Below are 22,780 nucleotides of genomic sequence, written 5' to 3'. Positions count from 1 at the left end.
ATATTAAAATAAGGAGGTATTATGTATGAAATTTGGGATTGTCGCTTTTCCTTCAAAAAAATTACAAGATCTTGCAAATACGTATCGTAAACGATATGACTCACACTACTCAAAAGTAACACCTCATATTACTTTAAAAGAAGGGTTTGAGGTCAATGAAGCAGATATTAAGGTCATTACTGAAAAGTTAGCGACTATAGCTAAAAAGCACGCACCGTTAAATATTCATGCCTCTCGCGTCAGCTCGTTCTTTCCAAACACGAATGTTATTTATTTCAAAATTGAACCTACTGAACAATTATCAAACCTACACAATGAATTACACGCTGAAATAAATATCGGTAAACCTAGACATGTCTTTGTTCCTCACATCACCATTGCTCAAGATATTAGTGCAGCAGAACATGATGATATTTTCGGACAATTACGAATGGTTGGCGTGAATGAGAAAGATACAATCGATCGAATCCATCTACTCTATCAACTAGAGGATGGTTCATGGACAACTTATGAAACATATAAGTTAACTGGAGATGAATAAGCATAGTGTTTATAGTGAAAAATGTAAAAACTGAAGAGCAATTAGAACTTGCTTTTCAAATTAGAAAAAAGGTTTTCGTAGAGGAACAAGGTGTTCCAGAGCATTTAGAATTAGATGAACATGACAAATCAGCAAATCATTTTATTGTTTTGGATAGCGATAAAGTAATCGCAGCTGCACGTATTAGAGAGTACGAGCCAAAAGTAGGTAAAGTCGAAAGAGTATGTGTATTGCCGGAGTATCGTGGAAAAAGAATTGGAATACTTATAATGCAGGCAATTGAAAAATTTGCAATTGAACAAGGGTATTCGAAATTAAAGTTAAATGCCCAATCTTATGCTGTACCTTTTTATGAAAAGTTAAATTATATCGTTTCTTCACCTGAATTTTTAGATGCGGGTATCCCTCATCGATCCATGGAAAAAGCGATTTAAAAAGGGGATGTGTTGAAAGTTAAACTTTCAAAACACCCCCTCCTTTTTACATAGTCAATGCTTTTGTATGAAGTCGCCACATCACGATGCCATCAACTATGGCGCAACGGGTGCGTCTCAAACAAGACGCACCCTACCTACTACCTCATCATCTTTTCAATTTTGCTAAAATCTAACGAGTTACCATCTTTTACGATTGATTGAACAATTTTATCTTCCAAATCTCTCGTAATAGGTTTTTTAGCTAATTTACTTACGCGTTGTACAATCTTTCGAACTTGTTTTTCGTTTTTAAAATCTGCATGTTGAATTGCATTAGCTAGTTCGAAAATATCTTCCATACCTACGCCTGTTTTGTTTTCAATTTGTTTAAAAAAAGGGTTTTGCATGTTCTCCCTCCTTACCTACAACCTACCAGCAAACAACAGCACCAACAATGATTAATAAAATGAATAATACTACGATTAATACAAACATTGAGTTGTTATTGCTGCCATGATCACAGTAGTCATTTCCCATATCATATGCAGGGCTTACTTGATTGCAACCACAAAAATTATTATTCCACATAAAAAATCCCCTCCTTTCACTTTGTATCCTATGCAAGGGTAAAAGTAAAAGTTGGGGTATTCGTCTAGTTTGGTTTACCTTTTGGTTTAAAAATAAATGCCGCTATAAAGCCAAATACAATTGCTGCGCTAATTCCAGAACTTGTCACTTCAAACATTCCTGTTAAAACACCAACCCAACCATGCTTTTCTGCCTCCGCAAATGCCCCTTGAGTTAGAGAATGTCCAAATGATGTAATTGGAATTGTCGCCCCACCACCTGCTAAATCGATCAGTGGTTGATACAAACCAAGACCTGAAAGAACCGCACCTGCTACAACTAAAATCGATAGAGTATGCCCGGGTGTCAATTTTCCATAATCCATAATTAATTGACCGATTAAACAAATGATTCCACCAATAACAAACGCTAATAGAAAATCAATGAATATCATGTTTTGCATCACTCCATCGTTAGTTCAATTGCATGTGCTGTACATGGAATTGATTCACCCTGTTGAAAAGAAAGTGGTGAAAGTAGCGCACCAGTCGCACATAATAAAACACGCTTAAACCGTCCAGTTTTTAATTGTTGTATAATGTAGCTAAAATATACAGCTGCAGAACAACCTGCGCCGCTAGCACCAGCTAAAAAGGCTTCATCTTCACCATAAAACTCCGCTCCGGCATCTCTTAGTAATTGTAACTCTTCTGGTTTAATACCTGACTGGGCAAACATCGTTTGCAGTATTTTTAATCCTACTTTCCCTAAATCTCCTGTCATTATTAAATCGTAGTCTTGGAATTTTTGATTTCGTTTTTTCAAATGGGCCTTAATCGTATCAAAGGCTGCTGGAGCCATCGCACCACCCATATGGAAAGGATTCGTATCTCCATAATCAACAACTTTTCCTACAGTTGCAGCTACAACAGAAGGGTATTCTGGATTATGCTTTCCTACTAATACATATCCAGCTGCTGTTGCTGTCCATTGTGCAGTTGCTGGTTTTTTTCCACCATATTCAATCGGATAGCGGAATTGTCTTTCAATAGCATTATGTTGACTTGCAGCTCCAGCAATCGCATATTGGGATGCTCCCAATTCAGTGAGTAAACTTGAAATGATGACAGAAGACACCGATGTTGCACATGCAGAAAATAATCCAATAAAAGAAATGGCTAATTCTCTAGCTGCAAAATTAGACGGTGTCATTTGATTGACTAAATCTCCACTTAAAAAGTAATCCACATCTAAGTTATTAATATTTGCTTTTTTCGTAATGATTTCACATGCTTCTATGATCATTTTTGAATGACCTTGTTCATTTGTCTTTTGATTCCATCTTTCATCCTCAACAACTGAGTCAAAATAGGAGTAAAAGACACTTTTCTTTTCTAAAGGTCCGGCTACAACGGCGTTAGCTAAAATAGAAGGTTTTGATTGAAATACGATTACCATTGAACAACACCTATTGTTACGAGAATTAATTTAATCAATGAAATAAAGAATGCAGAAGCTACACCAAATAAAATAACAGAACCTGCTAATTTAAAGATGTTTCCTCCAACCCCTAAAACAATACCCTCTGTACGATGTTCAATAGCCGCTGATATGACCGCATTACCAAACCCTGTAACAGGAACTGCACTTCCTGCACCTGCAAACTGTCCTAATTTTGTATATAAGCCAAAACCCGTTAGAAGCATTGATAAAAATATCATTGTTGACACAGTAGGATTACCAACCGTATTTTCCGTAAAATCAAAAAAGATTATATAGAAGTATGTGATGGCATGTCCAATTGTGCAAATAATGCCGCCTACAAAAAACGCTTTTAGAGCATTTTTCAAATAAGGTGTAGGAGGAGTAACTTGTTGTTCAAGATTTTTATATTGTTCTTGTTGCATTACGTTTCCTCCTTTTCTAATTCTTTCAATTTCTTTACCTGATCTTCCACTTTTTTTGAATCTTCTTCATTTAAAAGCTTATTTGCTTCCCAATAAAGCTTATAATCTGCCGATACTAACACATCAAATTGTGAAAATTGTTCTTCAAACTGATTTGTTAACTCTTTCTCAATTTTCCCTTTTTTATAGTCAAGCCACGGTTTTGCTTGAACGGCTACAAGCAAATCATTATTCACAAATATGGCTGTACCACTATAAATATCCTCATTACTATCAAGAATTTCACGTACCTCTACTCTTTTTTCAGCATCATCTAAAACGTCATACACCTCAATCGTTTTATCGTTGCCTGAACAGCCTGCTAGTAATAAAGGGACGAAAAAGAAAAATACTATTTTCTTCAAAATTCAACCCCCTTTTTTATTTATTATTTACTTTTTCAGTGAATCTATTCTGATTAGATTTTTGTGTGTTTAATGAAAAATTTAGGCCAAAATTTAGCGCCTATGGTTAAACGCCCGGTTATATAACTCGTTTCGACATATTGTAGATTGAAGTTAAATAATAAGGGGTGAATTTAAAATGGGTTGTGGTAGAAACCATGATAGTAGTTCTTTTCACGGTGATAAACATGATGACCGTGGGTGTATTTGTGAAGTTGTGAAATCCATCTTAAAAATTCAAAATGCGGCAGTTCGTCATGATTGTGATACTTGTGGAACAAGTTGTTACCTTGAACCACTTGGAGGACTTTCACATCGTTCAAGAAATGCCGATACACGAGTTTTCATGTTATTGGATGAATTAGGAAAACCGTTTAAAGTAATGGCTAGAAGAGGTCAAAGCTTCTTCCATACTTGCTTCTTCCGTGTTGAAGATGTATTTGGTGATTGCTGTGCTACATTACGCGCTCTAGATCCAATTAGAGTTCCACTTGGTGATGAACTTGATGAAGAAATGTCACCAATAGATCCAGCTGATGCAGCAGAAGACGGTGTAGTGTTCCTAGATAATGATAATATTAATCCAGTAGCATTCTCTGAAATTAGAAAATTCAAGAAAACTGATACTTGTTGCACAGTGGATTTAAATGACTTCACAGCGATTCAATGTGTTGCAGATTGTGACTTAAACATTTGTAACTAGTGTATGTAGAAAGTTAATGGCTGACTCTTAATTGAGTCGGCCGTTTTTTTGTTAAATTTAGGCGGTTTTTTTAGCTGATTGTGAATTTACCGGGGATATTTGCGATTTTTGGTGATTTATTTGCGATTTTTCGCTGGTTACTTGCGATACTCCGGGTGCTATTTGCGAATTAATGTTAATTTGCGTATTACTCACATTTACTTGCGAATATCCGCATTTTATTTGCGAATTCTCACTGGTTATTTGCAATTTTCAAGTGCCTATTTGCAAATTAATATTTACTTGCGATTTCCATGGTTTTATTTGCGATATCGCATTGAATACTTGCGAAATTACGGTAACCATTTGCGAATTACATCCATTTATTTGCGATATGAACACGGATCTTTCTAACAAACAAAAAAAACGACAAATTCCATCATAGAATTTGCCGTTTCCCAATAATTATTACATTCGATTCGAAACTGTAATTGCTTTTATTTCATTTCCGTTAATTGAAACTAAATCTGTTAATGTTTTAACTTTCACATTAATCCCATCAATTTCGTCAATTTTACCAATCACTCTCTCACCGTCTTCAAGATGGAACACATAATTTCTGTTGCGATTTAAAGGTAGAGAAAAATAATTCAGTTGTCTTAAAATAACGTCATTTTGAATTTTTTCATTTTTGTCTGATCGCGCGATTTCATATACTGACGTACTTTCATCATAAAAAGTTTGTTCTTGAACTGGAGATTCTTTCACATCCACATAATAGAAAGGTGGACTTTGAATAAAAAGTTTCGGTTCGCGAAGTTCCAATTTTGCACATCCTTTTTTTCCTATAAATATGCAAGATGAAATTTTTCGTGACATAAACCTATGTGAAAATACGATTTTAACCCATACGCAAGCCTATCTAATCTGAGAAATGAAATTTGTCGCAAGCCCCAGATAGATTAATATACTTGTGATGTCATTTAATGTTGTAATAAACGGACCAGAAGCAACAGCAGGGTCTACCCCCAATTTGTGAATTAGTAGCGGAATAAATGAGCCTGCAATCGTTGCTACTACAATGGAACAACAAATTGCTGCACCAACGAGTAATCCAATAATTAATGAGTGCTGCCAAAAATAAATAATCGCAACGACAACAATTCCACAAACTATCCCAGTTATCAATCCAGTACAAATTTCACGAATCAACAATTTTAATTTATTTTTTCCATCAACTTCCCCTGTAGCAATCCCACGCACGGCAACCGCTAACGCTTGTGTTCCACTATTACCAGAAGTCCCTGAAATTAATGGAATGAAAAGAGCTAGGAGGGCTACTTGGTCCAACGTCGCTTCAAACCGCGACATTAAAGTTGCTGTCAAAGTTCCTAAAAATAATAACATAATTAACCATGGCAACCTATTCTTTGCTGCCTTAAATGGATTTACATCTGTATCATCTACGTCAGAAATACCGGCTAATTTAGAATAGTCATCTGTTGCTTCTTCATCGATGACGTCAATAATATCATCAACCGTGATAATACCGACTAACTCATTATTTTCACTAACAACAGGTAATGCTAAAAAGTTATAGTCTTTAATGAGCTGTGCAACGTCTTCCTGATCGTCTGTTACTTTTGCACAAACGACACGTTCTTTCATAATATCTTTAATAATTGTATCTTCATTTGAAACAATTAAATCTCTTAGTGAAAGTACACCTGTGAGCCGGTGTTCGTCATCTACAACAAACACATAATAAATCGTTTCTGCATTTGGCGCTTCTTTACGTAAAACGGCCATCGCTGAACGAACCGTTGAATTTTCTAAAATAGAAACATACTCAGTGGTCATGATTGACCCTGCAGTATATTCTTCATAAGCTAAAAGCTCATTAAATTCTTCAACGGTTTCACTATCCATCATTTCTAAAAAGCTATCACGTTGGTCTTCGTCTAGTTCATTTAAAACGTCAACAGCGTCATCCGTGTTCATAAATGAAAGCATATCTGCCGCATAGGACGTTTCCATTTCATTTAAATAAGCTTCATATTCATCATCTTCGATTTCAAGTGCTTCAAAGATTAAGGCCATCTCTTGAGGAGACAAAAAATGATAAATTTTCTGTCGTATATCAGGTCCCACCTTCTCATAAAACTGGGCCTGATCATACTCATGAAGTGTAAAATACTGCTCACGGAATTCTTCTATATTGTCATCAAGTAATAATTGTTCGATGTACTCTTTATTTAACTCTACATTCACTTCATTCAGATTTTCTCTCATACTTGTCCCCTCCTCTCAGATTATTTATTATCATCATAACATTAATTGACCATTTAAAAATGTATTGAAAATTGACATATTTAAAATTTCTATGTAAAAAGATTTTAGTTCCTTCTACTAAAAAGAAATAAGATGCTCGAAAAAATCATTTTTCGAACATCTCATTATTAATTAAATTTTTCATCGTTTCAAGTACTTCACTAGAAAAATTTATTTTTTTATTTGTTAAAGGATGATACATTTCCAAATAAACACAATGAAGAGCTTGCCGCGCATATAGCTCCCTACTTCCTCCATATAATTCATCACCCACTAGTGGATGACCAATATGCGCCATATGTACACGAATTTGGTGTGTTCTTCCTGTATGCAACGTTAATCTTACTCGGGAAACTGGTTCACCTTTATGATAGCCTTTTTCTAAAACTTTCACATCGGTATGAGCATATTGACCACGATCATTTACTTCTCGTTCGATAATACTCGTTTCTTTCCGACCAATAGGTGCAATTACGGATTGTTCAGTCAATTCTAAATGACCATGAACAATCGCTTCATATTGTTTATTTATCTGTTTTTTTTGCTGTTGTATACCGATTAAATGGTGTATATGACTGTGTTTTGCAATACATACTAATCCAGATGTATCTCGATCTAAACGGGTCGCAATATGAACTGTGGAGTGAATCCCTTTCCTTAGGAAATAACCACATACGTAATTAGCCAAACTACCTGTTGGATGGTCTCTAGAAGGAATCGTATTCATAAAAGGTGGCTTATCAATGATTAAAAGCGCCTCGTCCTCATAAATGACTTTTAAGTTACCATTTTGAGCTATTAACCCTTCACTAACCTCTTCTTGCGGGAAAATAATCGTAATTTGATCTCCCTTTTTTAACGGATAACGAACCGTTCTTTCTTCTCCATTGACGAGGATTTCTCCACCTCGATATTTGATTGCAGTTAAACCCCGTTTTGAGATACCATAACGTTCAATTGAGGAACGGAGAAGTTCTCCATCTACAGTAGCTGTATACGTAATGCGAAATCGTTTATCCATATAGTTCTCCAATTATTCATTTGCAACGAATGATTCATGGACACGTTCCCAAAACGGGAAAGGTCTGAATCTTGCGAAACGTACTTTTTCTGATGCAACTTTAAATGTTATTGAATGTAAATCCGTTTGTTCCAATTGAATATGATCTACTGTCATCATAAACTTCTGATCAGTTACTGGCTTTAAAGTACAATGATGGTGAGCAGGTAATACTAAAGAAGATCCTACCGTTCGGAATACTCGATTATTAATAGAAGCCATTTCCGTTAATTGGAATGCTTGCAATGTAGGATGAATAATCGCCCCACCTAATGCTTTATTGTAAGCTGTACTTCCAGATGGTGTGGATAGACATAATCCATCCCCTCGAAAACGTTCAAATTGATTGCCATTTAGTTCAATATCCATCACAAGTGTGACATCTGGTGATTTAACCGTTGACTCATTTAATGCAAGATACGTGTTTGTATCAGAATTATTATGATTTACTGTTATTTCTAACAATGGGTATTCCACAACGTTAAATTCCTTTTTCGCTATGGACAAAACAAGTTTTTCTAGTTCAGAAGGTTTCCAATCTGCATAAAAACCTAAATGACCTGTATGAATTCCTACAAAAGCAACTTGATCTAAACGGTGTGTATGTCGGTGAAACGCATGTAGCAAAGTTCCATCGCCACCTATAGAAATTACGATATCAGGCTCATTTTCATCAAATATTAAACCAAAATCTTGTAAGTAGGTTTTTGCGAGACTCATTAGCTCGTTGGATTGAGAATCTCTTCTTGATTGAATCGAAAATTTCAACGATTAGTCACGCTCCTTTTCCTGTTTTGTTGGAATCTTCGGATTAGTAGCTTCTTTTACCTCACTGAAATAAGCTTGAGCTTCTTGAATTTCACTACGAATTGAAGACATTTCTTCATCTAATTGAAAAGCGGCTTCTGCTGCTCTTTGTAGTCGGTTGTTAATTTCCTCTGGAAATATTCCCTTATATTTATAATTCAACGAATGCTCAATAGAAGCCCAGAAATTCATTGCTAATGTTCGAATTTGAATTTCGGCTAATACGTTTATTTTTCCGTTAATTGTTTCGACAGGATATTCAACGATCATATGATAAGATCTATAGCCACTTGGTTTCTTATGGGTGATATAGTCAATCTCTTCCATTACACGCAGATCATCCCGTTGTCTAATTAATTTTGTCACAGTTGAAATATCATCTACAAATTGACACATTATACGTAAACCTGCAATATCTTGCATCTGTGCTGCTAATTGCTCGGAAGGTTCAAAAGGAATACCCTTTTCACGCGTCTTATCGTAAATACTTGCTAATGGTTTTACCCTACCCGTAACAAATTCTATTGGAGAGGTACTACCTTGTATTCCAAATTGCGAACGCATACCTTTTAATTTGATCTTTAATTCATCAACTGCTTGTTTATATGGACTTAAAAATATATCCCATTGTCCCATAAAATTTCCTCCCAGCATAAAGACAGTACATCAAACATGACTATGAGGTACTTTTTCCCCGTATTACAATAAGAAATTTGTTTTTAATGGCTATTCAAGTTCCATTTTTAAAATAGGTTCAAATTCACTTTCAACTGCTTTTACAAAATCTGCCCCGTAATTGTCATTTCCTTCAATATTAAACAGAAGTGTCTTTAACTCATCGTTAAAATCAGTTAACTCAATTAATTGGTTTCCGACTTTTAACGAAGGATTTTGTTCTGTTTTAAGTAGTGGTACTAATTGTGGCCATAACTTTTGAGGAATTTTCAAATAACTATACTGGTTTTCTTCCTCAATTATGTAAATGAAAGAAAAATCATCAGAATCTACTATTACTTGACCAGCGGGTAGAAATTGTTTTTCTTCACCAAGTTCGTTTAAACTAAAGTGAAGTTCATTTCCTACGATTTCAAATTGTTCAATTTTATATGTATTACGCATATGTTAACATCCCTTCAAGCTTGCTATTCAATTCATATTTTAACATAGCCCTAAGTGATGCGAAAAAGAATAATGGAAATATTATTATGTTTTTTATAGAAAGGAAGACATATGATGAGTCAAGAAATAGAAATTGAATTTAAAAACATCCTTACAAAGGACGAATACGAAAAACTTTTAAAAGAATTTAATATTGAACAACAAATGATTATCCGCCAAACGAACCATTATTTCGATACTCCTGAGTGGCATTTAAGAAAATTATCAAGTGGTTTAAGGATAAGAGAAACAACTTCAAAAACCGTTTGTACATTAAAAGAAAAAACATCTCAAAATACACACTTAGAAACAACGGATGTTCTATCAATTAATGAAGCTTCACATATGTTAGAAGGAAAAGGATTCTTTGCCCCTTCAGTACTGTCAAAACTACAACAACTACAAGTACCTATTGAACAATTGAGAGTATTTGGTTCATTGACAACTGATCGGGTTGAAATTCCTTTTGAAGGTGGGACCCTCGTCCTAGACCACTCCCTTTATTTGAACTGTGATGATTATGAAGTAGAATTTGAAATTAATGATGAAATTATTGGTTCAACAATTTTCGACAACTTTTTGATAAAATACAATATAGAGAAACGAAAGACTGATAAAAAAATTGCTCGATTTATGAAAGCACTTCAGTCACAGAAAGGTTGATTTCTTTGGACGCACTTTCAATGAAACGTCTTCTTGAAATACAAGCTCTACAATCGATTGGTTTATCTTCTATAAATAATAATCTTAATGGTAGTAGCAGTTCAATCTTTACACAGCTATTAGGAGAGTTAACAAATGATTCTGCAACTACAATGGCAAATCAAACTGTACAGTTATTAGGTAGTCAAACTTCTGTAGATTTTTCATATTCTAATTTACCAATAACAACAGGTTATTATGACCTATTATTGGAAGGAAATAATGAATCTACAAGTTTTACTAATAATGGAACGGAAAACGAAGTTCATTCATATCAAGACATCATTTCAGAAGCATCAAAAACTTATGGTGTCCCTGAACAACTAATCACTGCAGTTATTAAACAAGAATCGAACTTTAACCCAAATGCAGTTAGTTCAGCAGGTGCTACTGGGTTAATGCAGTTAATGCCCGGGACAGCTCGGTACTTAGGAGTTGTTGATTCTAAAGATCCGGAACAAAATATTATGGGTGGCACAAAATATTTAAGAGAAATGTTAGACCAATTCAATCACAATATTGAACTTGCTTTAGCCGCATACAATGCAGGTCCAGGAAATGTGAAAAAATATGGAGGCATTCCACCTTTTAAAGAAACAATGAATTATGTAAATAGAATAGTAAACTCTTATCATGCTTAAAAAGCTTATACTCTTTAGCATGCAGGCATTTCCAGTGTATATGCATGCTATTTGTTTGAGAAAAAAAGTATAGGTTGTTAGAATGAATATAATACTTCACAAAAACTTTATTCCGGTGTACCGTCCGTAGACCCACCATGAAGAACTTTCTAAGTTATAAGTGGGAAGGTAACGATCGCTAACACCTCGATTAGTTCAACTAAAAATCAATTAGGTTGAATATATCCACTAATTGTAGTTTCACTGTATAAAGCATTGTTTTTTCTTATAAAAGAAAGAGGGAGTTACACCTATGAATCGAAAATATACGATTCCTTACGAGGAACTTGGTCCTGAAAAACTTAAAGAGCTAATTTACGCTTTTTATAGACGTGTTGATAAACATCCACTAATACGACCTCTTTTTCCAGAAGATTTATCGGAAACGGCACGTAAACAAATTCAGTTTCAGACCCAGTACTTAGGTGGGCCTAATTTATTTACTGAAGAACACGGTCATCCAATGATGAAAGCACGTCATATGCCATTTCGAATCACTCAAGATCATGCGCAAGCTTGGCTTGAATGTATGAGTGAAGCTATGGATGAAGTGGGACTTGAAGGTAAGTTTAGAGAAGTTTATTTCAAACGACTAGTTTTGACTGCTCATCACATGGTAAATACAAAGGTTGAAGATGAGGAGGAATTTTAGTGAATAATGTCCATTTATTATCTGAACCTATTGCACCTCCGCAAATTACAAAGCCAATTGAATTGTATATTTTCATTGATCCTTTTTGTCAAAAAGCAATACAAATGCAGAAGATTATGAGAAGGCTACAAGTGGAATACGATCATTATTTCACGTGGCGAGTTGTAATTAGTACAAACCTAACAACACTTAATTTAAACAATTGTCGTGCAAATGGTGAATTTTCAGGTGCTGAATTGGATATTTCACACCCTGTTTTCCCTTCTATCGCCATAAAGGCTGCTGAGCTTCAAGGTAAAAGAGTAGCATTCCGATTTATGCAAAAGTTACAAGAACATATCATTCTAAAAACAAAAAACATTCAATCATACTCTACTTTACTAGAAATTGCTAAAGAGTCTAATTTAGATTTAGATGAATTTACTGCAGACTTCGGTTCAAGGGAAACAGCGCGCGCTTTTCAATGTGACTTACACATTACACGAGAAATGGAAATCGATGAAATTCCAAGCGTCGTATTTTTCAACGAAAACATTGAAGATGAAGGTCTTAAAGTTAGTGGACTTTATGAATATGAAGTTTACGTTCAAATTTTAAGAGAATTGTTAGATAAAGAGCTTATTCGAAGTCCACTGCCATCATACGACGAGCTTTTTAGTCGTTTCAATACATTGTCTACTGAGGAAATAGCAGAAATATTCTCGATTCCTGTTAGTGAAGTTGAACGTGAATTAAAGAAACGCATGTTACAGCAAAAAATAGAATGCCTACGTAACGAAGATGTTACCCTATGGCGAGTGAAATTATTATAAATTCATATATTCATAAAAAAATATACTAGTAGAAAAGCAGCCAAAATCTTGGCTGCTTTTTTATGTATAAACACATATAACAAATCATTTAGAAATAAAAAGAGTCGCCATTATTCTGAATAATAATGGCGACTCTTACACAAAGGGGATGGGAGAAATGTTCACGTTCAAACAAAGGGGTGTATGTTTGTTATGTGATTTATTTCACGTATTAAACTTAACATAGATTAATAGTCTTGTGCAATAATTCGACAGTTATTTCACAAATTCGTCAAATAGAAAGCGATTTCATCATAAATTTACGGAACTCTAGTTCAATTTGTCGATTTATTATGTACAAAAGACTACAGAATTGCTCTGTAGTCTTTTACTAAATTATTTTAATAATAAAGATTCTAATTCAGCTAGTTTTTCTTCAAAAACTTTACATGCTTCTGCAATTGGTTGAGGTGATACCATATCAACACCTGCTGCTTTAAGTACTTCAATTGGGAAATCAGAGCATCCAGCTTTTAAGAAGTTGTTAATGTAACGATCAACAGCTGGCTGTCCTTCTTCTAAAATTTGTTTACTTAATGTAGTCGCTGCACTTTGACCTGTTGCATATTGATACACATAGTAATTGTAATAGAAGTGCGGAATACGTGCCCACTCTAAACCGATTTCTTCATCTACTGTCATTGCATCGCCGAAGTATTGTTTATTTAAGTCATAGTAAATTTTCGTTAAACCTTCAGCTGTTAATGCTTCTCCACGTGCATCCATCTCATGAACAATATGTTCGAACTCTGCAAACATTGTTTGACGGAATACTGTTCCACGGAAACCATCTAACCAATGGTTTAATAAATAGATCTTCATTTGTGGATCTTCAGTATTTTTTAATAAATAATCAAATAATAATTCTTCATTACATGTTGAAGCTACCTCAGCTACAAAAATAGAATAGCTTGCGTATGGGTACGGTTGATTTTGTCTTGTATAGTAGCTATGCATACTATGACCAAATTCATGAGCTAATGTAAATAAATTATTTAAATTATCTTGCCAGTTCATCAACACATAAGGATTTGTTCCGTACGTTCCGGATGAATATGCACCACTTCTTTTCCCTTTGTTTTCAAGAACATCTACCCAACGGCTATCTAATCCTTTTTGTACAAGCTCTTGATATTCTTTACCAAGGGGAGCAAAGCTTTTGACCATCGTTTCTTTTGCTTTTTCATATGGAATTTCAACATTCATTTCTTTTACTAATGGAACAAATAAGTCGTACATATGAAGTTCATCAACACCTAATACTTCCTTACGTAGAGCAATATAACGATGTAGTACAGGTAGATATTCATGAACAGTTGAAACTAATTGATCATACACTTTTTCTGGAATGTTATTGTTGCTAAGAGCGGCATGTCTAGCAGAATTATATTTTCGTATTTTTGCACTTACATTATGAGATTTTACATTTCCAGAAAGCGTTGAAGCAAACGTGTTTTTAAATTTGCCGTATGTTTCATAAACAGCCTTAAACGCATCGCGGCGAACATCACGATCGTAACTTTCTAAGAAAGAAATATAGTTACCGTGAGTTAGTTCCACTTCTTCCCCTTTATCGTTTTTAATAACAGGGAATTGTAAATCTGCATTATTTAATGCACTGAAAGTTCCACCAGAAGCACCTTTTACTTCTGAAAACTGTGCTAACATTTCTTCTTTTTCAGCAGATAGTACATGAGGACGTTGTAAGTTCAACTCTTTTAACATTTGTGTATATAATTGTAATGGTTCATATTCATTTAAATATTTTTCAATTGTCTGTTCATCGACAGAAAGAATTTCAGGAGTCGTAAATGACCATGCTGCACTTAACTTCGCTGCTAATGATCTTACCCGACCATCCATTGCTTGATATTTGCTGTTTGCAGTGTCTTGGTCATGCTTTAAATGACTATAAACGTAAAGCTTTCCGAATCGTTGAGACAGTTGATCGCTAAATTGTAATGTTTCATAAAGACTTTGAGCACTTTCAACAACTTTTCCTCTGTATTTATCAGCTTCAGGTAATAACGATTCTATTTCTTTAAATTCCTTTTCCCATTCTTCGTCGGATGCAAAGATGGTTGTTAAGTCCCATGTTAACTCAACAGGTACTTCTTCACGAGTTAATAATTTTTTCGCCATAGAATAGCCTCCAAACAGATTAAAATAAAATTCTCTATTATTTTCTCAATTTCCAGAATATTATGCAAGAAATTGTGTATATAACGACTCTAGTAATTTGTCATTTTCAACTGAACTATAGATATGTTGAATATTTAACTGTTTTAATAGATTGATATAGTCACTAACCATTAAAATTGAATCCTCTGATACATCGAGTTTTGCCCATTTTAGAAAAAATTTAATCACTTGCCTATCAAAATTACTTATTTCTACTCGGTAAAAATGTGCAAAATAAAACAAAGAAGCTTGCCACTCAACAGCAAACACCTTTAATGATTCATTGCCTTTTAAAGGAACTCCTATGAATGACGGTATTGTTGAAAAGGACAAACGTAACTCATATACACTTCTTAGAAATAAATCATTAACTCCTTTTCTGCTAATCAATACTCGGTTGTTTAAAAAGCGAACCTTCGAATCAAGATATGTTTTAAAGTAGTACAAAAATTCATTTCTAGTTAATTTTTTTGGTAAATAAAATGGAAAAATCTGTTGTTCTAAAGGCATTTTTTGTACTTTACATAAATATTGGTTGTCCTTTATATGAAGCAAATTTGTGAAATAGATAAATTGTTTTTTATGGGGATTGTAACTTAATATATAACGTTGATTTTTTGTAGAGAGAACAAATTGTTGAAACTGTTCACTTAAAGAGACGATCATCATCCCAGTGGATAGGTTTAATCTTTGCGGTGTATTTGGTATCCAGATTGACTGTATATTTTCGAGTTGGTAACCGCTATTTCTTGCCTGTAAATACTCTTTAGATATGTTACTACATTGGAATTCAATTGCAAAATGTTTGCCTTCTTTTGTTTTCACAAGAAGGTCAGGTCTTTGTTTTAGATTTGGAATGTAGGATTCAAGCTCTACTTCATATCCTAATTGCAAAAACAATTGATATAAATGTTCTTTTCCTAATAAATGTTGTTCGGATTCACCCTCTGAAAAAAATGCTTCACATGCGCTGTTGGTTTTATGGGCAAAGTGAGGGATTTTAATGGCTCCAATTTTTAATTGGACATTATTTTTACACTGGGGACAATAAAATTTCCTTTCATTGCGTAGTTGCCTTAGTTTGTCTTTGGGGATCGATGTTTGTAAAACGAGTGTTTCATTTTGGTCTGTCAATGCGACTAGCATAAATACCCTCCTTTACAACCATTCTATAAATACTGGATGTTGTTGACAACAAAGACTTTCAAAACCGTTGAAAGTTATAATTTGGGCGTTTTACCATATTTACGAGACATTTTTTTGCGGCTGCATCGAATTTTGTCTCGTATACCGTTTTTAGTAGACACTTTTTCGCGACAACACCGAATTTTGTCCCGTAAATCCTTTTTACGAGACACTTTTTCACGACCGCACCGAATTTTGTCCCGTAAATCCCTTTTCGAAGCACTTAAGAATAATGACTTCTAATCCAATTGGTATTTTTGAACAAAAAAAATAAGCCAAAACCTTTACGATTTTGGCCGTCCAATTAATCGAAATATTGAATGACTGATTCAAAACAATTGTCTTGCATAATCATTTCACCATATTCCTGAAGGCGATAAATTGTCAATTTAGAACTATTTAAATACTCATTAATAATGGATTTATAATTTTGACGTACATTTTTATCATCTATTGTGGAGAAATCTACAGCTACATAGTAACTGTTTTCAAATTTATATAAAGATGAAGGTATACCGAAAGAAATGGCACGCTTTGCTAAAGGTATTATTTCGTCAATGTCTTTGAATTTAAATGTGTATACGCTTGAAAACTGCTGGTAACCATTTGATGATTCATCTTCGATGGAATCAAATAATGAATTCTTATTTTTGAAATCCGTAGATTCACGTTGGTCATCAAAATTTGAAAGTAATTGAGGTTCACCATCAGAAGTAATGCTAGCACGGGTTACAATAACTTCTAAACCTTGTTCCGATGCATTCACATGAATCCAAATTGGACCATCAAGATCAAAGTAATCTTCGGTGTTGATTTCGCCAATCATATCCCAAAAAAGTTCTTCGCCTTTTGCTCTGTTGTACCATATCTCTTCTCGACTATAACCACGGTCCTCAATATCTCGATAAGAAATAAATAGTTTTAATGTATTTTCATTCACGCGTTCGATGTCCATTAAACTTCAACTCCCTTCTAGTCTTCGTTGAAAAACACGGAAAGCGTTATTAGTATGTTTGAATTGCTAACTTTTATTTGTGTTAGACAATCCAAATAGATATCATCACCCTAATATAAAAAAAGCAATCCAATGTTGGGGATGATTCTATAACTCTATTGTATGATGTTTACACTTAAAATGGAAAGGAAAAACATCCTTAATAGAAAATTATTTGAATATTGAAATTGTAGTTCACTATCTCAATGAAATCAAGTGATTTTTCCCTCAAAACAAGTCAAAAGGTAAAACAAAATTTCGACATTTTTATATATAGAAAAAACCGGTAAAATCCTAAGATTTTGGATTTTACCGATTTAATTTACGCAAAAAAAAACTAATTAACCATCTTTTGAGCTTCAAGTAATTGGAAAGCACGAACTTTTCTTGGTAAGAATCGACGAATCTCATCTTCATTATACCCAACTTGCAAACGTTTCTCGTCGATAATAATCGGACGTCGTAAAAGTCCAGGATATTCTTGAATTAACTCATATAATTGTTGTAACGGTAAACTTTCTACATCAACATTTAATTTTTGGAATATTTTCGAACGTGTTGAAATGATTTCATCTGTACCATCTTCAGTCATTCTTAAAATTTCTTTAATTTCACTTATAGATAATGGTTCAGAAAATATATTACGTTCTCTATATGGAATTTCATGCTCTTCTAACCATGCTTTAGCTTTCCTACATGATGTACAACTTGGTGAAGTAAATAATGTTACGATCATGGCTTACACTTCCTTTCTAGGTATAGTATCTATCACAAATTTTTATTAGTTTAGAATTAATTTAATTAAGAAGAATGTAATTATTATACAACAAGAAATGTCATTTGGATATAGCAAGTTGAAAATCATTGTCGTAAATTTTAAATATTTGTACGTATTTTCTCTTATCTAGTCCTCATTCTTTTTATTGATGTAAAAATTACATATTTATTTATACCCTTTTTTTACTGGAACAAAACATGATATTTTCCAAAATATTATTCTCAATTAGAGCAAATTAATCGAGAAGTATCAAAACTTTCTGTCAACTGTTATACTTTTTCCCATATGATTACGTACTATAGAAGATTACCCATTCTTTCAATAATTCATTCGAATGAGAATAGAAAATTTTATTTGCAAACAAGATTTATTTTTTATATAATCTTTTCAATAATGGAAAATTGGAAAATCGATGACAAAGAGTAGTACATTTGGTATCCGTGTATAGAGAGTCTGTGGTTGGTGAAAACAGATCTCGGAGCGAATGGAATGGACTTTGGAGTAGCTTTATGAACGACTAAGTAGTAAAGCTCGTTTGCTTCACGTTACGAAGTGGAAAGTGGTCGAGTAATCGACAAGCTGGGTGGTACCGCGGATTTAAACATCATTCGTCCCATTACGTTTAAAAAACGTATGGACGCATGATGTTTTTTTATTTGATCAATTTATTGGAGGTAGAAAAAAATGAAAAATATTTTCTCAGGTGTTCAGCCAACAGGTGTTATTACCTTAGGAAATTACATTGGGGCATTTATGCAATTCCCTGCACTACAAGATGAAGGAAATACAGTTTATTGTATCGTTGACCAACATGCAATCACTGTTCCTCAAGATCCAAACGAATTAAGCAAAAATATTCGTACGTTGGCAGCTACTTATTTAGCAACTGGTATTGATCCGAAGAAATCAACATTATTTATTCAATCAGAAGTACCTGCGCACGCACAGGCGGGATGGATTTTACAATGTGTTGCCTCTATAGGTGAACTAGAACGTATGACGCAATTTAAAGATAAATCTGAAGGTAAAGAATCTGTTACAGCCGGGTTATTAACTTACCCACCTTTAATGGCTGCAGATATATTACTATATAACTCACACATTGTACCAGTTGGAGAAGACCAGAAACAACACCTTGAGTTAACTCGTGACCTTGCTGAGCGATTCAACAAACGTTACGGCGATGTATTTGTTATTCCTGATATTCAACTTCCAAAAGCTGGAGCACGTATCAAATCATTGCAAGAACCAACGAAGAAAATGAGTAAATCAGATCCAAATACAAAAGCAACGATTCGATTTTTAGATACAGCGAAGGAAATCGAAAAGAAAATTAAATCTGCTGTAACAGACTCAGAAGGTGTTGTTGCATTTGACGAAGTGAACAAACCTGGTGTGTCTAACTTACTTACAATTGAAGCAGCAGTTACTGGTCAGTCAATCGATGCTGTTGTTAAAAAATATGAAGGGCTTGGCTACGGTGCATTTAAACAAGGTGTTGCAACAAGCTTAATCGATCATTTAACACCGATCCAAGAACGCTTCCATGAACTGATCAATTCACCAGAGCTTGACCAAATTTTAGACGAAGGTGCCCAAAAAGCAAATGAAATTGCTAGCGCAACTCTTAAGAGAATGGAGAGCGCGATGGGTTTAGGCCGTAGACGCAAATAAATAAGAATATAAATGAACCAATGGCGATATAAAATTCATTTGTACTTAATATAAATGTCCATACTGCATTCCATGAATAGCCAAGTGTTCGATAATTCAAATAGAGTATAATGTTACCAACTGACATTACACACATTCCATAACAAAACAAGAAAAGCATAAACCGTAATAGAATAAGACCATCCTTTTCTTTTGAAATATCTTTCGTAAATAAAAAACATATTTATTAAATCATATAAAAAAGCCCTTAGCGATATGCTAGGGGCTTTTAATTTAAAGAATTAAAAATATGAAATTTATAAGTTTGCAGCTAGAAAAACTTCAATTTTTAAATACAAACCATTAGTCAACTTTTTTCAATAATAAACTTGCGTTATGTCCGCCAAAACCAAGGGAATTACTCATAGCATATTCAATGCTAGCTTCACGAGCTTCACCTGCAACATAATCTAAATCACATTCAGGATCTGGATTTGTTAAGTTAATAGTTGGAGGTAAGATTCCCTCTTTTAATGCAAGGGCAGTGAAAATTGCTTCTACACCACCTGCAGCTCCAAGTAAATGTCCAGTCATTGATTTTGTAGAACTCATTGCTAAATTATATGCATGTTCACCAAAAACTGATTTAACAGCCATTGTTTCATATAAGTCATTGTATTGTGTACTTGTACCATGAGCATTAATGTAACCAACTACTGTTGGGTCAACGCCACCGTCTTCAATAGCTTGCTTAATGGCACGAGCTGCGCCTTCTCCATTTGGAGCTGGAGCAGTAATATGATACGCATCACCAGTAGAACCGTAACCAATAATTTCTGCATAAATTTTGGCACCACGAGCTTTAGCATACTCATACTCTTCTAAAATAAGGATACCAGCACCCTCAGCTATTACAAACCCATCACGATTCGAATCAAAAGGACGAGATGCTGTTGCAGGATCTGGATTTAAAGATAATGCTGTACTTGCACAGAAACCTGCAACTGCCATATTAACAATCGGAGCCTCTGTACCACCAGTAATCATTACATCTGCATCTCCACGTTGGATCACTTTAAACGCATCACCAATTGAGTTTGTTCCAGATGCACAAGCAGTTACTGAACAAGAGTTAATTCCTTTTGCGCCTAAATGGATAGAAACTTGGCCAGATGCCATGTCTGGAATCATCATTGGGACAAAGAAAGGACTTACACGGCGTGCTCCACGTTCTTTAAACGTTTCAAATTGGTTTTCATATGTTTCCATACCACCAATTCCAGACCCAATCCAAACACCAACACGATTTGCATTATCTTCATTAATTTCTAAATTAGCGTCTTTTACTGCCATAATTGCAGAAGCTAATGCGTAATGAGTAAAGCGGTCCATTCTTCTTGCATCTTTTCTATCAATAAATTCCTCAATATTAAATTCTTTTACTTCAGCAGCAACTTTTGCTGGGAATTTTTCTGCATCAATACGTGTTAAAGGTCCGACTCCCGATTTACCAGCTTTTACATTTGCCCATGTTTCTTCAGCTGAATTACCTAAAGGAGTTACGGCACCAATACCCGTTATTACTACTCGTTTATTCATAATCTTTTCCCCCCAATTAGTAACCTTACTATAAAATTACTATATTTGTTTCTATGAAAGCAATTTATTTACCCCATTTAATAACAGCAGCGCCCCATGTTAGGCCTCCACCGAAACCTACTAAAACAATAACGTCATCATCTTTAATGTTTCCTGCTTCTAACTCATCTGTTAATGCGATACCAATTGAAGCGGAAGAAGTATTTCCATATTGATGAATACGTTTTGATAGTTTTTCTTCGGGTAAATCTAAACGTTCACGAGATGCTTCCATAATACGTATATTCGCTTGGTGTGGAACTAAGAAGTCAACATCTTCTTTTGTTAAACCTGCTTTTTCAATAACAGAAACTGCAGACTCACCCATTTGTCGAACTGCAAATTTAAATACTTCACGACCATTCATAGCAATATAGCGTTCTTGGTTTAACAATAAATGTTTTCCACCTGAACCATCTGCTCCTAATTCAAATGCTAAAATTCCTCGACCTTCAGATACTTTACCAACTACTGCTGCAGTTGCTCCGTCACCAAATAATACTGCTGTATTACGATCTGTCCAGTCAGTAACTTTTGAAAGTTTTTCTGCACCAACAACAAGTACATAATCATAACTACCACTTTCAACAAATTGTTTTGCTGTAGCAAGTGCGTAAATGAAACCAGAACATGCAGCAGAAACATCCATAGCAGCAGCGTTTGTCGCATCAAGTTTTTCTTGGATTTGACAAGCTACACTAGGAAATGCCGTATCTGGTGTTACAGTTGCAACTAAAATCAAACCAATTTGGCTAGGAGAAATTTCTGCATTTTCAATTGCTTTCACAGCTGCCTTATAAGCTAAATCAGAAGTTTCTTCACCTTCTGCAATTCTTCTTTCTTGTATACCAGTTCTAGTTCGAATCCATTCATCATTTGTATCTAAAACTTTTTCTAAGTCAAAGTTCGTAACCACTTTTTCAGGAACATATTTACCTAAACCGATAATCCCTGCGTTCATATTGTTTCCCCCTCAATAGAGATAATTATTTTTCTCGGCTTAAACATCCTTTACACTCCACCAATAAATTAGGGTAGTGTAATTCGTGAGTTAACATCCGAATTTTTTCAACAATCATTAGTAAATAATATTAAAATTCCTTTACTACGTGTAAGTCTACTTTATGACTAACAATTAGTACTTGGTCTTAATTATAGCTCACATTTTTTCTCACGACAATAGTAATCTTTGTCATATTATGAAAACGTGTTGTTATTTTTTTGGAACATATGGTATGATGTTTTAGGGTAAAATATAAAAAACAATATATATAATTAAAGGTCTATAGAGGTGAAACTAATGCAATATATTGCTACATTTTTCTGGTCTTTCTTACTAGTTACGATGTTAAACTATGTAGTTAGTTCAGTATTAGGTGTTACATTTGATTTTGTAACAGGAGCAATCATTTCACTAATTTTCTCAGTATTAGTATTAATTGTTACTGCGATTATTCCAAATGAGCCAACTCCAGAAGCTGAACATCATTAATCGTTTCAAATTACCTTATAAACCTGTCTCTCATTCAACTAGAGGAACAGGTTTTTTCATTC

27 protein-coding genes and 1 other annotated feature are annotated in these 22,780 nt (G+C 34.3%); of the genes, 9 read left to right on the top strand and 18 right to left on the bottom strand.

Annotated elements, in window-relative coordinates; translation table 11 throughout:
* The first annotated feature begins 25 nt into the window (after positions 1–25).
* On the top strand, positions 26–541 hold the full coding sequence (locus CRO45_RS01355) for a YjcG family protein (RefSeq protein WP_097147825.1): 516 nt from the start codon (positions 26–28) through the stop codon (positions 539–541).
* A gap of 5 nt (positions 542–546) precedes the next feature.
* On the top strand, positions 547–975 hold the full coding sequence (locus CRO45_RS01350) for a GNAT family N-acetyltransferase (RefSeq protein WP_097147824.1): 429 nt from the start codon (positions 547–549) through the stop codon (positions 973–975).
* A 140-nt stretch (positions 976–1,115) separates the two neighbouring features.
* On the opposite strand, the gene CRO45_RS01345 is transcribed toward CRO45_RS01350, so the two are convergent.
* From CRO45_RS01345 to CRO45_RS01320, 6 genes are all read right to left on the bottom strand, one after another.
* On the bottom strand, positions 1,116–1,364 hold the full coding sequence (locus CRO45_RS01345; RefSeq protein WP_097147823.1) for a stage VI sporulation protein F: 249 nt from the start codon (positions 1,362–1,364) through the stop codon (positions 1,116–1,118).
* 22 nt (positions 1,365–1,386) lie between these two features.
* On the bottom strand, positions 1,387–1,545 hold the full coding sequence (locus CRO45_RS01340) for a YjcZ family sporulation protein (RefSeq protein WP_097147822.1): 159 nt from the start codon (positions 1,543–1,545) through the stop codon (positions 1,387–1,389).
* 64 nt (positions 1,546–1,609) lie between these two features.
* Positions 1,610–1,978: a stage V sporulation protein AE gene (gene spoVAE, locus CRO45_RS01335; protein ID WP_097147821.1), complete on the bottom strand. Its 369-nt coding sequence runs from the start codon at positions 1,976–1,978 to the stop codon at positions 1,610–1,612.
* A gap of 8 nt (positions 1,979–1,986) precedes the next feature.
* On the bottom strand, positions 1,987–2,982 hold the full coding sequence (locus tag CRO45_RS01330) for a stage V sporulation protein AD (RefSeq protein WP_097147820.1): 996 nt from the start codon (positions 2,980–2,982) through the stop codon (positions 1,987–1,989).
* Entirely contained in the window at positions 2,976–3,431 is a 456-nt protein-coding gene (spoVAC, locus tag CRO45_RS01325) for a stage V sporulation protein AC (RefSeq protein ID WP_097147819.1), read from the bottom strand. Before spoVAC ends, CRO45_RS01330 begins: the two co-directional genes overlap by 7 nt.
* Positions 3,431–3,835, bottom strand: a complete 405-nt coding sequence (locus CRO45_RS01320; RefSeq protein ID WP_097147818.1) for a putative periplasmic lipoprotein — start codon at positions 3,833–3,835, stop codon at positions 3,431–3,433. Before CRO45_RS01320 ends, spoVAC begins: the two co-directional genes overlap by 1 nt.
* A 178-nt stretch (positions 3,836–4,013) precedes the next feature.
* Here CRO45_RS01320 and CRO45_RS01315 point away from each other — a divergent pair, with 178 nt between their 5' ends.
* Positions 4,014–4,577 carry a CotY/CotZ family spore coat protein gene (locus tag CRO45_RS01315; protein ID WP_097147817.1) on the top strand — a complete coding sequence of 188 codons (564 nt, stop codon included), beginning with the start codon at positions 4,014–4,016 and terminating at the stop codon, positions 4,575–4,577.
* A gap of 447 nt (positions 4,578–5,024) precedes the next feature.
* On the opposite strand, the gene CRO45_RS01310 is transcribed toward CRO45_RS01315, so the two are convergent.
* The 6 genes from CRO45_RS01310 to CRO45_RS01285 form a co-directional block, all read right to left on the bottom strand.
* A complete protein-coding gene (locus CRO45_RS01310; RefSeq protein WP_097147816.1) occupies positions 5,025–5,381 on the bottom strand; it encodes a 4-diphosphocytidyl-2C-methyl-D-erythritol kinase in 357 nt (118 codons plus the stop codon).
* A gap of 93 nt (positions 5,382–5,474) precedes the next feature.
* Entirely contained in the window at positions 5,475–6,848 is a 1,374-nt protein-coding gene (gene mgtE / locus CRO45_RS01305; RefSeq protein ID WP_097147815.1) for a magnesium transporter, read from the bottom strand.
* 145 nt (positions 6,849–6,993) lie between these two features.
* Complete coding sequence (locus tag CRO45_RS01300; protein ID WP_097147814.1) at positions 6,994–7,908, bottom strand: RluA family pseudouridine synthase; 915 nt, start codon at positions 7,906–7,908, stop codon at positions 6,994–6,996.
* A gap of 12 nt (positions 7,909–7,920) precedes the next feature.
* Positions 7,921–8,715 carry an NAD kinase gene (locus CRO45_RS01295; protein ID WP_097147813.1) on the bottom strand — a complete coding sequence of 265 codons (795 nt, stop codon included), beginning with the start codon at positions 8,713–8,715 and terminating at the stop codon, positions 7,921–7,923.
* Positions 8,716–8,718: 3 nt separating this feature from the next.
* A complete protein-coding gene (locus CRO45_RS01290) occupies positions 8,719–9,390 on the bottom strand; it encodes a GTP pyrophosphokinase (RefSeq protein WP_097147812.1) in 672 nt (223 codons plus the stop codon).
* A 90-nt stretch (positions 9,391–9,480) separates the two neighbouring features.
* Positions 9,481–9,873, bottom strand: coding sequence for a UPF0738 family protein (locus CRO45_RS01285; protein WP_097147811.1), 393 nt, complete (start codon positions 9,871–9,873; stop codon positions 9,481–9,483).
* A 114-nt stretch (positions 9,874–9,987) separates the two neighbouring features.
* On the opposite strand from CRO45_RS01285, the gene CRO45_RS01280 reads away from it, so the two are divergent.
* The 4 genes from CRO45_RS01280 to CRO45_RS01265 all read left to right on the top strand — a co-directional run bounded on the left by CRO45_RS01280 (position 9,988) and on the right by CRO45_RS01265 (position 12,758).
* Positions 9,988–10,575 carry a CYTH domain-containing protein gene (locus tag CRO45_RS01280; protein ID WP_097147810.1) on the top strand — a complete coding sequence of 196 codons (588 nt, stop codon included), beginning with the start codon at positions 9,988–9,990 and terminating at the stop codon, positions 10,573–10,575.
* Between the two features lie 20 nt (positions 10,576–10,595).
* On the top strand, positions 10,596–11,255 hold the full coding sequence (locus CRO45_RS01275) for a lytic transglycosylase domain-containing protein (RefSeq protein WP_097148088.1): 660 nt from the start codon (positions 10,596–10,598) through the stop codon (positions 11,253–11,255).
* A 292-nt stretch (positions 11,256–11,547) separates the two neighbouring features.
* On the top strand, positions 11,548–11,946 hold the full coding sequence (locus CRO45_RS01270; RefSeq protein WP_097147809.1) for a globin domain-containing protein: 399 nt from the start codon (positions 11,548–11,550) through the stop codon (positions 11,944–11,946).
* Complete coding sequence (locus CRO45_RS01265; RefSeq protein ID WP_097147808.1) at positions 11,946–12,758, top strand: DsbA family protein; 813 nt, start codon at positions 11,946–11,948, stop codon at positions 12,756–12,758. Before CRO45_RS01270 ends, CRO45_RS01265 begins: the two co-directional genes overlap by 1 nt.
* Before the next feature lie 375 nt (positions 12,759–13,133).
* Here CRO45_RS01265 and pepF read toward each other — a convergent pair whose 3' ends face one another.
* From pepF to spxA, 4 genes are all read right to left on the bottom strand, one after another.
* On the bottom strand, positions 13,134–14,939 hold the full coding sequence (gene pepF, locus CRO45_RS01260; RefSeq protein WP_097147807.1) for an oligoendopeptidase F: 1,806 nt from the start codon (positions 14,937–14,939) through the stop codon (positions 13,134–13,136).
* 60 nt (positions 14,940–14,999) lie between these two features.
* Complete coding sequence (locus CRO45_RS01255) at positions 15,000–16,124, bottom strand: competence protein CoiA (protein WP_097147806.1); 1,125 nt, start codon at positions 16,122–16,124, stop codon at positions 15,000–15,002.
* A gap of 343 nt (positions 16,125–16,467) precedes the next feature.
* Entirely contained in the window at positions 16,468–17,118 is a 651-nt protein-coding gene (mecA, locus tag CRO45_RS01245; RefSeq protein ID WP_097147804.1) for an adaptor protein MecA, read from the bottom strand.
* Between the two features lie 376 nt (positions 17,119–17,494).
* Entirely contained in the window at positions 17,495–17,890 is a 396-nt protein-coding gene (gene spxA / locus CRO45_RS01240; protein ID WP_170949384.1) for a transcriptional regulator SpxA, read from the bottom strand.
* Between the two features lie 448 nt (positions 17,891–18,338).
* Positions 18,339–18,554 (top strand) — a binding site (T-box leader).
* Between the two features lie 65 nt (positions 18,555–18,619).
* Between spxA and trpS the strand changes: the two genes are divergently transcribed.
* Positions 18,620–19,609 (top strand): tryptophan--tRNA ligase, encoded by a 990-nt coding sequence (gene trpS, locus CRO45_RS01235; protein ID WP_097147803.1) that lies wholly within the window; start codon positions 18,620–18,622, stop codon positions 19,607–19,609.
* A gap of 342 nt (positions 19,610–19,951) precedes the next feature.
* Here trpS and fabF read toward each other — a convergent pair whose 3' ends face one another.
* Complete coding sequence (gene fabF / locus CRO45_RS01225) at positions 19,952–21,190, bottom strand: beta-ketoacyl-ACP synthase II (RefSeq protein WP_097147801.1); 1,239 nt, start codon at positions 21,188–21,190, stop codon at positions 19,952–19,954.
* 61 nt (positions 21,191–21,251) lie between these two features.
* The gene (locus CRO45_RS01220) at positions 21,252–22,187 is read right to left on the bottom strand and encodes a beta-ketoacyl-ACP synthase III (RefSeq protein WP_097147800.1); all 936 of its coding nucleotides are present in this window, start codon (positions 22,185–22,187) and stop codon (positions 21,252–21,254) included.
* 339 nt (positions 22,188–22,526) lie between these two features.
* Between CRO45_RS01220 and CRO45_RS01215 the strand changes: the two genes are divergently transcribed.
* Entirely contained in the window at positions 22,527–22,718 is a 192-nt protein-coding gene (locus CRO45_RS01215) for a YjzD family protein (protein WP_097147799.1), read from the top strand.
* Positions 22,719–22,780: the final 62 nt, after the last annotated feature.

Origin of the sequence: Ureibacillus acetophenoni (assembly GCF_900220965.1) — a bacterium.
Classification (GTDB): domain Bacteria; phylum Bacillota; class Bacilli; order Bacillales_A; family Planococcaceae; genus Ureibacillus; species Ureibacillus acetophenoni.
The sequence above is the reverse complement of the archived record's forward strand: the minus strand, read 5'-3'. Positions and strand labels throughout refer to the sequence as shown.